This window comes from Collinsella sp. OM07-12 (assembly GCF_003438275.1).
GTDB lineage: Bacteria > Actinomycetota > Coriobacteriia > Coriobacteriales > Coriobacteriaceae > Collinsella.
This window is the reverse complement of sequence record NZ_QSTQ01000011.1, coordinates 23,016-35,271: the sequence shown is the minus strand read 5'-3', so window position 1 is coordinate 35,271 and position 12,256 is coordinate 23,016. Positions and strand designations below refer to the sequence as shown.

The window sequence follows — 12,256 nt, the reverse complement described above, 5'->3', positions numbered from 1 at the left end:
CTAACTACAGTGTTTGCAGGGAGATGTTACCGCATCGTTTCGTCGACGTGTTCGAGACCGTCTCCATAATTGGCGTTTTTTACGTTCGTGCAATTCGGCGAACGGCAAGTCTTCCTCGACAGACGATGCTTTTAACACATATGGCCACGCCGTCGCCGATCGCTCGATTGTCGCTCGAAAAAAGTTGAAGTAATTTTTGCTGCCTTTTACCTGCGGAGACACCAATCCGTCAAGCATTTGGTCAGAAATTGGTCAAGTTGCGACTGATAGGGTCGGCGTCGACAGCCAAAACCGATAGAAGTTTTGGCCCAAGAGCAGGGAGGTTCCCATGGCATATTACTGGCCCCAGTACGGCGTCGCCATCGAGGTCGACGACGATCCCTATCTCCTGCCTTTCGACGAAGAGGCGTTCCCCGATACGGCGGTCTACCATGTCACCACCGATGTTATCTGCGACCCCGAGTCGTTCTCGGCGCTCGCCCACCACATCGCGCGTATCCACGACATCGAGCTCCCTCACGACTTCGACGAGCTCATCTACTCGCGCCGCCTGATGCTTCACATGCTCTTTGGAGCGGACCCGTCCACATTCGCACGTGTCTACACCACCAAGGATGCCGCATGAGTGCGAAGAAGCCGCCCCGCCTCGCAGGACTGGGACGTCGCAAGAAACTCGTCGTTGTCTGCCTGGCTATCGTCTGCGCCCTCATCGCCGTAGGGCTATACGCTTGGCAGTCGCAACCCGTGCCCGAAGCGGGTGCCTCAGTCACGACGGCAGAGGGTAAATCGCGCCAAGAAATCCAAGATGAGCTCGATGCCATCGTCCGCGACAACATGATGACGATCTCGGTCGCGCCGGTCGCTCAGCTGCAGGAGAACGGCAAGCTGCGCATCAACGTGCAAAACGTCCAAGACAATAAATTTCCCCAGCGATTCCGCGTCATCCAAAACGACGAGACCATGTACGAATCCGGTGTGGTCGAGACCGGCAAGACAATCGAGACATGCCCCGCCGGCAACATCAAAGAAGGCGAAGCATACATCGAGATCCAGGCACTCGATGCAAAGACCCTCGACAGCCACGGCAATCCGACACGTGTCAAGGTACGGGTTGAGCAAGCCGAGAACTAGCTTTCCGGCCGACGCGGCACCGCACGCAATTCACCGGCATTTGTCCAATCATCGCGGGGACGGCCCGCGGCGAATAGAAAGGAACGACCATGGACATCACCAGGAACATGAACGGAGCCAGAGCGCTCGTCGTGGGCGCAGGGCTCGCGCTCGCGCTCGCAATGGGCGCCGCCCCGACGCCAGCTATGGCAGCCGGGCGCGTTGGAACCACGAAGGTAATGGTCAGGACCGAGATCGACAACGTTGAGTTCAAAGTTCCGACGGTTATTCCCTTCGTCGCCAAGCCCGACGGCACGCTTCAGGGCCCCTCAGAAGACGCGACCACCATCGACAATCATTCGGCCTACGGCATCCATGTCACCAACATGAAGATCGACGCCATGAACACCTGGACCATTGCCGCCGACGCCAAGGCCGGAACCGCGCAGAACTCCATCGACTTTAAGGTCGGCCCCGACGGCGCACTCCAGAACGCTAGCACCGCAATGCAGGAGACGGGCCTCGATCTTTCCAAGAATGCAGCCTTCGACATGGGTTACCAGGGCATTGCCGGTGGCACGGACAAAATTAAGCTCAAGACAAGCGGAAACGTCGCCCGCGTCACGCGCGACATCTTCCGCGTAACCGGCGAAGGCGATCAGGTTGCAACGATCACCTGGACGGTCGAGCCCGGTGCGCACACGGCATAAGGCCGTCGCCCTGGCCGCCGCCGTCAGCATCCTAGCATTTGAGCCAGCCATGGCCTTTGCCCAGCAAGAACAGGCACAGGCCGCCACGCAAGTGACGGTCGACCTCTCGGAGCTCGACCGTGGCGACCGCGAGGAACCGTTGGCGCAGACAGGCGACAGACGATGGCTCTTGGCAGCAGGCGCCACAGCAGCAGGCGCGGGGACCGCCGGCCTCGGTCTGCACATCAAACGCAGCCAGAAACAAAACACGGACAGGCCGCACTAAATTAGCTAAGGAGACCCCATGGCATCGAAGAACCTTTTGCCCGTCGTCGCACTCTGCGGCGCGCTCGCAACCGGAACGCCTGTCGCCGCCTGGGCGACTCCCGTCATGGCGGACTTCTTACCGGCAGCCCTAAGCTCCGCACCAAATCCGTCGAGCGCCATTGCGTGCAAGCGTTTTTCGTTCGCACAGGCTGCAATCTCAACCTCGGGATGCCTTCGCCGTAATACGGACGGCTCGATAGTCGTGGATATCAATCGTTCGAACAAGGCAAACGGCTCCCAGGCGGGGTGCGCCGTCTGCACGTGGCGCTCGGTTGTGCTCGATGCAGATGGCGATCCATGCAATTTAGAGCTGCGCATCGACATCGCTTCGGTCGATGACTCGGCGAACGGAGCGAAGGTCGCCTTCGACGGTGCGTTTTTCGAGAAAGGAGGCGGTATATGTCTGGGCTGCGCCGCCGCGAATGCAGACGACACGCAGCCCACCCTCTCATTCACGGCATCGTTGCGGCTGACCAAAGCCGGCACCGATGCCATCGCGGCGGGAGAAGCGTCCCTGCTGTTCTACGCCGTCAGCACCAAAGACACAGATGCTCATTTCGAGAAGCCAGCCGGATCACTCAGCCTTACACGAGGGATAGAAGCAGGCCCTATTGAAATCGATGCCCACGCGCAAAGCAGGCAACGCATTCTTGCCGACCCGGCGCTTCTCGAAATGGAGTGGAACGGATCCGGAGCCATCGGAATTCTCCCCTCCGCGCTTGACGCCAAGACGCTCTCCTCAAACGACGAACCCATCAACGCAACCATACAAGAAGAGAGCGCGGACAAGGAAGCGGGTGCGGGCGACACGCCGTCGCCGACAAACAGCGTCCCAGCTTCTTTCGAAGCACCGAATGAGCCCGCTACCGATCAAAACGATCCCGAGCTCGCGGACAGTCTGGGGCTTACTGATCCTCAAGAGATCGATGAAGGTAACTGCTGCGTGCTTGCCGCGCTCGACCACACGGAGGTCATCGACGCTGCGAACATCGAAGTTGCCGCCGCCAATCAGCCCGTCCGCAAGTCGGCCATCATCGCATTTCCTGAATCCATCGAAGTCGTCTTTTTGCCATCGGGCGAGGTCGTGGCCCCAACACTGCTCACCTTGTTGGGCGCCAAGAATACTCGAAACGAAATTAAAAAGGTCACGGTTGTCGACCCTGCAACCACCGCTAAACTGCGCCTATACGCCGTTGCCCCAGACGGAGGCAAGACCTTGGAATTCGATGGCGACACACTCCTAGCCTGGCGACGTCTGGACATTATGCAAGACGTCTCGTATCAGATCGAACTCGAAGGGTTTGATCGTGCCCGCGATGCCAATATCATCGCCGCGGCTATTGAATCCCCACAGCGGCTTATGACACTGCGCTTTGACTACTATCCCTATGTCCCGACAACCACCTGAGGCTTAAATACTGCGCATCATTCCTAATACCACTTATATAACGTATTAGATGAGTCGCGATGTGCCTCGCATTCCATTCTGCTACGATTGCCACGTTGGCATCAATACAGGAGGGCTCATGCCGGGCTTGGGAACAATCATCAACGTTGTCCTTTTAGTTGCGGGCGGTCTTTTGGGATTAGCGGGCGGTCGCTTTATCACACCGCGTATCCAAGACACGCTCATGAAAGCGTCGGGGCTGTGCGTCCTGTTTATCGGCCTTGGCGGCACCATGCAAAAGATGCTCCTTATCGATGGGAAGGCGCTGGCGACCACTGGTACCACCATGCTCATTGTCTCGTTCGCCCTCGGCTCGCTCATCGGCGAGGCCGTCAACTTGGAGGCCGCCATTGAGAACCTTGGCGAATGGCTCAAGCGCAAAACCGGCAGCGAGGGCGATAACGAGTTCACCAACGCTTTTGTCTCGACTTCACTCACCGTGTGTATCGGCGCCATGGCCATTGTGGGATCGATCCAGGACGGCCTACTCGGCGACTGGTCAACGCTTGCCCTCAAAGGCGCACTGGACTGCATCATCGTCTGCACCATGACGGCCTCACTTGGCCGCGGCTGCATCTTTTCCGCCCTGCCCGTCGCCGTGTTCCAGGGGACGATCACGCTGTTTGCCGGTGCACTCTCCCCCATCATGACCACGGCAGCCCTCGACAGCCTTTCGCTCGTAGGCTCCATGCTCATCTTCTGCGTCGGCGTCAACCTCATCCGTCCTCAGACCTTCCGCACTGCCAATATGCTTCCCTCCGTCATCATCGCCGTCATCTACGCCCTCCTGTTCTAAATCTATCTACGCAGCGGTATCTCGAACATCTGTTTGATGCTGTGCTATGATATGAGGTCACCGTAGCTGTGTTCGAGAGGAGGAGCGGTGGCCGACCAGGACATCAAGATGCTCATCGAGCGCATTATGGCCGAGGCCCGGACCCATCAGTCCGCCCGCTTCTCAAACGAAATCTACGCAGACGAGCCGATTCTCAAGACCGGCCGACAGATGCAGAACTTCCTCCCCGACCAATACCGCAAGATGCGTGAGATATCGCGTTGGCAAGAAGACCCAAAGGGCGGGGCGGGCCGTTGGCTTTCGGAAGCCGAGCTTTTCTACCGCCAAGGCCTGCTGATGGCCGACTTTGAGGACGACTGTCCCTACAACGGCACCTTTAAGTCGTACTTTCCCACCTACAACGCCATGAGCGACCGGCAGTTGCGCGGCTACTTTACCTGGCGTGCCCAAGTGCGCCGCGGGAATATCGAGGAGACATCGACCTCGTTTGCCTTTCTGTATCTCTATGAGTTGATTTGCGGCATTGGCGTAGATGACCCGCTCGATGGTTTTAACAAGATCAAGGCTTTTTGGGATGTTTATCGCGCCTTCGAGCCCGGCATCGACCGGTTTGCGCGCGTGTGGCTGCAGGACTACGCCGTGTTCCACAGGCTCGACCCCAAGCTGCTTCGTGACTCTAAAACCGTCATGTTCGATAACGCCCTTATCGAGCTGCGGCGCGCGGCACGAGACCTTGTACCAGCACCGGCACCGTCCGGCCAGCCCCCTAAGCGTCGCAAAACCTCCGAGCCCACGCTCCCCCTTCCGCCCGATGAGGTGCGCGAGGAGCGACTCATGGCCGCTATCAATGCCCTCTCCACGTATAACCTAAGTAACTCGCGGCTCGACCGCAGCCACCACCGCGATCTGCGCCACGTGGCGTGCGCCGTGTATGTCCGCATGGCGCGCTACTATGACACGCACCGAAAGACCGGCATCGTGGCGAGTTTATTTGGGGAGGAGACGGCCATGCCCTACACCATGTTTGCCTCGGCCGTATTCTTTGCGCCCGAGCGCCACGAGGACTGCGAATATCGCCTAGATCCTATCCATATCTACCGTTGCCAAAACGGCTTTTGGGAATGCATGCGCATCCACGGTAGTAGGCAAAAGAGCAGCAAGCTCGGTGAAATGATGCGCGCCTGCGACCAACGCCTGCGCCTGGCGCTGGACCCCGCCCATCCCCTTAAGGAAGAAAAGGTCCCCAAATATCTGGCCAAGATTATCGATGACGAGATTGTGGCATGGCTTTCGTGGGACGCCGCACACCAGCCCGTCAAGATCGATATCGATCTGAGTCAGCTGGGGCACATTCGGAGCGCCGCCGCGCAAACGCGCGAGGCGCTTTTGATCGACGAGGAGCGCGAGGACGGAATGATCGCAGAGGTCGATACGGCAGGCTCCGAACGGTCGAAAGCCGAGCCCGTGGCAGACGCGACGGTCGAGGCGGTCGCGGCACCCATTCGGCAGGACGAGGCCGACGAGCCAACCATTTCCACCGAACAGTTTGGTGTTGTGGCGCCGCTTCTTGTGCCGACGCCCGCGTTTACAGCTGCTGCGCCCGTTGACGCCACGAACGAACTCGCGCCTGCTGCAGACGCCTATCTCCGCGCGCTGCTCGAGCACAATGCAGTACAGGCGGAATCGGCGGTAGCGCAATCGGAGCAGAGCGAGGACATGCTCGTCGATACCATCAACGAGGCGCTCTTTGATCTGGTGGGCGACACCGTAATTGAATTTAGCGCGGCAGGACCGCAGATTATTGAGGACTACGAAGCAGACGTGAGAGGATACCTAGACCATGAGTGATACCGCATCCGCAGCACCCCGCGTGCCCAAGCGCGTCGCCGCCGTCATTCTCAACTCGCTCAAGGGCGGCGTGGTCCCGCGCATCGGCCTTCCCTACATCACCGTAGGACGCGAGGTCGAGATCCGCGCCCTGCTCACCGATCTGAGCCTCATCGCCGACGGTGGCGCGAGCTTCCGCTTTCTGGTCGGTCGCTACGGCGCCGGCAAGAGCTTTTTACTCCAAACCATCCGCACGCACGCCATGGGCGAGGGGTTCGTCGTCGCCGATGCCGATCTATCCCCTGAGCGCCGTCTCCAGGGCGGTCAGGGACAGGGCCTTGCCACCTACCGCGAGCTCATCCGCAATATATCGACTAAAACGCGCCCCGAGGGCGGTGCGCTCAACCTTATCCTGGATCGTTGGGTCGCCTCGTGTGCCGACGTCGACGAGTCGGTCGTCAATGCCCAACTAGCCCCGCTCGAGGAGATGGTCCACGGCTTCGACTTCACCCGCATGCTTCGCCGCTATCGCGCGGCCGTATCCGAGGGCGACGAAGAGGCCATGAGCCGCGTGACCAAATGGATCCGCGGCGAATACCGCACCAAGAGCGAGGCTCGCGCCGAGCTGGGCTCCTCAACCATCATCAGCGATGACGACTGGTACGACTACGTCAAACTCATCGCGCGTTTTTTGGTTTGCAGCGGCTACAAAGGCATGCTGGTGCTCATTGACGAGCTCGTGAATCTGTATAAGATTCCCAACGCCATCACGCGCCAGTACAACTACGAGAAAATCCTGACCATGTACAACGACACACTTCAGGGCAAGGCGCAGTACCTGGGCATGATCATGGGTGGCACGCCGACCTCCATCGAGGACCGCCGCCGCGGTGTGTTTTCCTACGAGGCCCTACGCAGCCGACTCGCCCAGGGCCGCTTTGCACGCGAGGACCTTAAGGACATGCTCGCGCCCATCATCCGCCTGCAGCCACTCACCTATGAGGAGCTGCTGGTGCTCATCGAAAAACTCATGCAGATCCATGCCGGCTACTTTGGCTGGACGCCCACGCTTACCGAGAACGACCTGGTGGACTTCCTCAAGATTGAGTTCGGTCGCGTGGGAGCCGATACGCACCTGACGCCGCGTGAAGTCATTCGTGACTTTATCGAGTTGCTCGATATCCTGTGTCAGAACCCCTATGCTAGCGTAGCCGAGTTGCTGCAAAGCGTCGGTGGCGACGCGCTGGCGCCGACAGCCGCAACAGACAACACCGGCACCGCAGGCGGCGACCGCAATTTCGCCGAATTCACCATCTAACCTGCCAAAAAGGGACAGGTTTATTTTGGCAGGCTTTATCTGGGCAAATGCCGATATTGCAATTCGACGACCCATTGCCCGTTGCGTTTGATAACCCGTTGTTGAAAGGAGGCCCCGTGAACGCCTTTGACCGCTACGCCCCGTTTATCCAGGACTTCATCTACTCCCACGATTGGGAGAGCCTGCGCTCTATCCAGGTTGCGGCGGCAGACGCCATCTTTAACACGCAAGACAATGTCCTCCTAACGGCATCCACCGCTTCTGGCAAAACCGAAGCAGCCTTCTTTCCCATCCTGACCGAGTTTTGGAAAAACCCGCCCACAAGCATAGGCGCCCTCTACATTGGTCCCCTCAAAGCACTCATCAATGATCAGTTCGTCCGCCTCAACGACCTCTGCGAAGAGGCCGATATCCCCGTCTGGCACTGGCATGGCGACGTCTCGCAGTCGCACAAGGCAAAGCTCATTAAAAAGCCGAGCGGCATCTTGCAGATTACGCCCGAATCGCTCGAGGCGCTCCTGATCCATAAGCACATGGCGATCCCGCGCATGTTTTGCGACCTGCGCTATGTGGTCATCGACGAGGTTCACTCGCTTATGCGTGGCGACCGCGGCGGGCAGACGCTCTGCCTTATCGAGCGCCTCTCGCGCATGGCAGGTGTGCAGCCCCGACGCATTGGCCTTTCGGCTACCATCGGCGACCCCGAGCGCACGGGCGCCTTTCTCTCGCAGGGAACGGGACGCAGCTGCGTTATCCCCCGTTTTGAGGAACCGCGTCGCGTGTGGCGCATCTCCATGGAGCACTTCTACAACTCGGGCCCCCAGGCGCAGCAGCGAGGATTCGAGAGTGCTGGTCCCCAAGAGGCCGAGGTGCTTGCGTGCGAGCGCATCGAGGCGGCAGCGTCCACGGCACTGCCCGCCGGCACCCAAGACAGACGTCACAGCGGACAGCTCACGCAGGAGGAGCGCCGTCAGCGTCGCGAACAGGCACGGGGCAAGGTTACCTCTAGGGATCGTCGCACTTCCTCGGCCCCCGAGGGCGAAGTCGATATCCCGCGGGCGACCGAGCAGGCGCTTCTCAACCCCACCGACACCGCGCCCGAAAACGCCGACCCCGGCATGGGCTACATCTTTGAACATACGCGCGGCCGCAAGTGCCTGGTCTTTGCCAACTCGCGCGAGGAGGCAGAGGCCGTATGCTCCATGCTGCGCAGCTACTGCGAGAGCCGACACGAGCCCGACCGCTTTCTCATCCACCACGGCAATCTTTCGGCATCGCTGCGCGAGACCGCCGAGGAGCTGATGCGTGACGAGGAGCAGGCACAGACAACCGTCACCACTTCCACACTGGAGCTCGGCATCGATATCGGTCGTCTGGAGCGCGCGTTCCAGATCGATGCACCGTTTACCGTCAGCTCCTTTTTGCAGCGCATGGGCCGCACAGGACGCCGCGATCTTCCACCCGAGATGTGGTTTGTCATGCGCGAGGAAGAGCCCGAGCCGCGCACGATGATGCCCGAGACCATTCCGTGGAAGCTCCTGCAGGGCATCGCGCTCGTACAACTCTATCGTGAGGAAAAGTGGGTCGAGCCACCCGAGCTCGATCGACTCCCCTATAGTCTGCTCTATCACCAGACCATGTCGACACTTGCCAGCACCGGTGAGCTCACGCCGGCAGAACTTGCCCAGCGTGTGCTCACGCTCAGCTATTTTCACCGCATCTCGGCCGATGACTATCGCGTCTTGCTCCGTCACCTCATTACCATCGACCATATTCAGATCACCGAGAGCGGCGGGCTCATCGTGGGTCTCGCAGGCGAGCGCATCATTAACAACTTTAAGTTCTACGCCGTGTTTCAGGAAAACGAGGAGTTCACCGTTCGCAGCGAATCGGCCGAGCTGGGCACGATTGTCAACCCGCCCCCGCCCGGTGAGCGCATTGCCATCGCCGGCCATTGCTGGATTGTCGAGGAAGTGGACTGGAAGCGTCACACCGTCTTTGCCACGCAGGTCAAGGGCCGGGTGCCGGCCTACTTTGGCGACTGCCCCGGCGACATCAATACACACGTACTCGAGCGTATGCGCAAGGCGCTCAACGAGCACGCGGCGTATCCGTACCTGATGGGTAACGCGCGGGCCCGTCTGGCGCAGGCTCGCCATACGGCCGAGATTTCGGGCGCGGGAACTAAGCCGCTCATCAACCTGGGTGGCGACACCTGGGTGCTCTTCCCCTGGTTGGGCAGCTACGCCTTTTTGGCGCTCGAGCGCATGCTCAAGATTAAATGCGCCGCTGAGTTGGGCCTTCGCGGACTCGACCCGTCACGCCCGTACTTTATGCAGTTTAAGATGAAGGCCGACGAGGAGACGTTCTTTGAAGTGCTCGCCGCCGAAGCCGAGAAAGACTTCGACCCCATCGACCTCGTCTATCCCGGCGAGGTGCCTTACTTTGATCGGTACGACGAATTCGTTCCAGAAGAGCTCGTGCGCAAAGGCTTTGCCGAAGGCGTGCTCGACATCGAAGACATGAAGCAGCGCGTTCTCGGCTGGCGCGACCACGCCTAAGACCAGTCTTTTTGGGACGGGGAGACCTATTTGTCGTGAAGAACGGTGCCGAGGAAGTCGGTGTCGAAGGGCACGGCTTCGGCAAAGGCGTAGTTGCCGTCGCTGGCGATGAGCAGGTAGTTCTCCTCGCCGCCGAACTCTGCATCGCCACATGGGACCACCCAAGCATGGTCGAACACCTCAAGCGCCGTGGCGGCACAGTCGCGCAGGAACGTCACATCGCTCCCCTCGTTTGCACTCACGATATTGGCAACGTAGACGCCACCGACATTTAGGCTGCCCCGCACCAAACGCAATGCCTCAACCGTCGCCAGCTCGCGTACGGGCTCGGCACCGCCAAAGCAATCGCTCACGACCACGTCGTAGCGACGATGGCCCACGCTCGTCACACCCAAATACGAGCGAGCCTCAGCGGTTATCACCCGCAGGCGATCGCCCGCCGCACGCTCCAGCTCGTCCAGGTAGAACCAGCGGCGCGCCAGGCGCGTAATCTCTCCGTCATACTCGATGACGTCCATGCGCAAGCCCTCGTGCGACATCAGCGCGAACTTAGGATAGGCAAACCCGCCGCCACCCAGCACAAGCATGCGGTTGATGCCGTGACCATAAGCATCGTGCATCGCATCCTCGGACTCAAACACGTCGTCAAACGCACGATAGTACGCAAAGACGGGCTCCGCCCAACGCTCACCAACGTAGCTTGCGCTTTGGTAGACGCCGCCTTGCACCAACACGCGAATCTCATCGCCGTCCCCATCGTGCACGCGTTTCACACGCGCCAACCCATTGCGGGTTCGCGCAACCTGCAGACAGGCAGCACGAACAGCGACGGCGGCCGCACCAAGCGCCGCGGCTCCCAGGGCAACGCCGGCAACGACGCCAGCAGAAACACTCGGCTTGTTCATCTAGAGCTCCTTTTGCAGATAGAGTCCATGATCGTAAAAACCCAAATGGCGATAGTACTCGCGCGTACCAATCGCGCTGATCACGTTGATGCGCGTATAACCCGCATCCCGGGCAATCTCGCACGCACGCTCTACGAGCAGACGCCCCAACCCATGGTGCTGGGCCGCCTGGCCTTGATACCCCACGCGCGCCGCCATGCCATACACGTGTACCTCGCGAATCATCGCCTCGTCCGGCATCGTCAGCAACTCGTCCGCATGCGCGGCAACAAACGAATGGTCGGGCAGCGACAACCGCAAAAAGCCCGCGATCTTGCCCTGCGGCGTCACCCACTGCAAAAAGCACTCGTGCGTCACCGGCGTCTCGTACGCCACCTCCTCATCAAGAGATAGCTCATCCAAGTCGGCACCCGCCGTGCTGATCTCGCGATAGCGAATCTCGCGCACCGTCGCACCGTCACCCCGAGCGGCCAAGCGGTTTTCGACGAGCTGACGCAGGTTGGGTTTCTTGTTGCCCACCATGATGTCGTCGGAACTAAAGTCGCGGATCATGCGACTGATGCGGCAGAACGCCGGCGTCACCATGATGTCGTCGGCCAGCACACCGAGCAGCTCTTCCTCGGTATAGGGACGCCACTCGCCGCGCTCGTAGCAGCCCACCAGACGCGAGCCCTCGATGAGCGCACACGGGTAAACCTTGACCTCGTCGGGCATAAAGGCCCCTTCGGTCATAAAGCGTTCGTAGTCGCGCTTGTCCCCCTCGGGCGTGGCGCCCAGCAAGTTAAGCATAAAATGCGCGTGGATCTTAAAGCCAAACAGGCGCGCAAGCGAAAACGCCCGCTCGATCTGCGCCACCGAAATACGACGCTCGTTGATATCGAGCAAATGTTGGTCGAGACTCTGAATACCCATCTGGATCTTGGTGCAGCCCAGGCGGCGGATGAGCGTAAGCGCCTGCGGCGTTACGGCATCGGGGCGCGTCTCGATAACGAGCCCCACCACGCGATGCTTCGCCGTCTCGTTGATGCGCTGCTGACGCTCAAGTTCCTCCATCGTTGCCGTCTGCCACTTGGCAACCTCGCCCCACGGCGTACCAGGGCCGTACAGACGACGCACCGCGCGGTTGTAGCCGCCCACGGCAGCATCCACACGCTCCTGCTCGTCGGCAACGCCAGCAGCAAGCTCAGCCTCGTCTGTCGCAATGCCGGCAACCCGATAGCGCTCGCGGCGCTCTGTTACCACCGGCGGCAGCGCATCGGCGGGAGCGTCATCGAGC

The 12,256-nt window shown here is 60.2% G+C and carries 11 protein-coding genes; 9 read left to right on the top strand and 2 right to left on the bottom strand.

What is annotated here, in order from left to right; genetic code table 11:
- Nucleotides 1-328 precede the first annotated feature (328 nt).
- The 9 genes from DXB98_RS05415 to DXB98_RS05375 all read left to right on the top strand — a co-directional run bounded on the left by DXB98_RS05415 (nt 329) and on the right by DXB98_RS05375 (nt 10,075).
- On the top strand, nt 329-625 hold the full coding sequence (locus DXB98_RS05415) for a hypothetical protein (protein WP_089573322.1): 297 nt from the start codon (nt 329-331) through the stop codon (nt 623-625).
- Entirely contained in the window at nt 622-1,131 is a 510-nt protein-coding gene (locus tag DXB98_RS05410) for a hypothetical protein (RefSeq protein ID WP_117734518.1), read from the top strand. The genes DXB98_RS05415 and DXB98_RS05410 overlap by 4 nt, the downstream gene beginning before the upstream one ends.
- Before the next feature lie 89 nt (nt 1,132-1,220).
- The gene (locus tag DXB98_RS05405; RefSeq protein ID WP_117734519.1) at nt 1,221-1,820 is read left to right on the top strand and encodes a hypothetical protein; all 600 of its coding nucleotides are present in this window, start codon (nt 1,221-1,223) and stop codon (nt 1,818-1,820) included.
- The gene (locus DXB98_RS05400) at nt 1,804-2,085 is read left to right on the top strand and encodes a hypothetical protein (RefSeq protein WP_117734520.1); all 282 of its coding nucleotides are present in this window, start codon (nt 1,804-1,806) and stop codon (nt 2,083-2,085) included. The genes DXB98_RS05405 and DXB98_RS05400 overlap by 17 nt, the downstream gene beginning before the upstream one ends.
- A gap of 18 nt (nt 2,086-2,103) precedes the next feature.
- Nucleotides 2,104-3,534 (top strand): hypothetical protein, encoded by a 1,431-nt coding sequence (locus DXB98_RS05395; protein WP_117743408.1) that lies wholly within the window; start codon nt 2,104-2,106, stop codon nt 3,532-3,534.
- Between the two features lie 118 nt (nt 3,535-3,652).
- The gene (locus DXB98_RS05390) at nt 3,653-4,369 is read left to right on the top strand and encodes a DUF554 domain-containing protein (protein WP_199407129.1); all 717 of its coding nucleotides are present in this window, start codon (nt 3,653-3,655) and stop codon (nt 4,367-4,369) included.
- Nucleotides 4,370-4,456: 87 nt separating this feature from the next.
- Nucleotides 4,457-6,217: a TerB N-terminal domain-containing protein gene (locus DXB98_RS05385; protein ID WP_233505099.1), complete on the top strand. Its 1,761-nt coding sequence runs from the start codon at nt 4,457-4,459 to the stop codon at nt 6,215-6,217.
- Complete coding sequence (locus DXB98_RS05380; RefSeq protein ID WP_117743407.1) at nt 6,210-7,514, top strand: ATP-binding protein; 1,305 nt, start codon at nt 6,210-6,212, stop codon at nt 7,512-7,514. Before DXB98_RS05385 ends, DXB98_RS05380 begins: the two co-directional genes overlap by 8 nt.
- A 116-nt stretch (nt 7,515-7,630) precedes the next feature.
- Nucleotides 7,631-10,075, top strand: coding sequence for a DEAD/DEAH box helicase (locus DXB98_RS05375; RefSeq protein ID WP_117743406.1), 2,445 nt, complete (start codon nt 7,631-7,633; stop codon nt 10,073-10,075).
- Nucleotides 10,076-10,101: 26 nt separating this feature from the next.
- Here the strand turns inward: DXB98_RS05375 and DXB98_RS05370 are convergent, their stop codons facing one another.
- Both DXB98_RS05370 and DXB98_RS05365 read right to left on the bottom strand, forming a co-directional pair.
- On the bottom strand, nt 10,102-10,980 hold the full coding sequence (locus DXB98_RS05370; protein WP_117743405.1) for a spermidine synthase: 879 nt from the start codon (nt 10,978-10,980) through the stop codon (nt 10,102-10,104).
- A partial coding sequence (locus DXB98_RS05365) for an elongator complex protein 3 (protein ID WP_233505098.1) occupies nt 10,981-12,256 on the bottom strand: 1,276 nt, incomplete at its 5' end.

What these genes read in the sequence shown, in the direction of transcription:
- DXB98_RS05415 (WP_089573322.1), top strand. Translation starts at nt 329, where the DNA reads ATGGCATATTACTGGCCCCAGTACGGCGTCGCCATCGAGGTCGACGAC.
- DXB98_RS05410 (WP_117734518.1), top strand. Translation starts at nt 622, where the DNA reads ATGAGTGCGAAGAAGCCGCCCCGCCTCGCAGGACTGGGACGTCGCAAG.
- DXB98_RS05405 (WP_117734519.1), top strand. Translation starts at nt 1,221, where the DNA reads ATGGACATCACCAGGAACATGAACGGAGCCAGAGCGCTCGTCGTGGGC.
- DXB98_RS05395 (WP_117743408.1), top strand. Translation starts at nt 2,104, where the DNA reads ATGGCATCGAAGAACCTTTTGCCCGTCGTCGCACTCTGCGGCGCGCTC.
- DXB98_RS05390 (WP_199407129.1), top strand. Translation starts at nt 3,653, where the DNA reads ATGCCGGGCTTGGGAACAATCATCAACGTTGTCCTTTTAGTTGCGGGC.
- DXB98_RS05380 (WP_117743407.1), top strand. Translation starts at nt 6,210, where the DNA reads ATGAGTGATACCGCATCCGCAGCACCCCGCGTGCCCAAGCGCGTCGCC.
- DXB98_RS05370 (WP_117743405.1), bottom strand. Translation starts at nt 10,980, where the DNA reads ATGAACAAGCCGAGTGTTTCTGCTGGCGTCGTTGCCGGCGTTGCCCTG.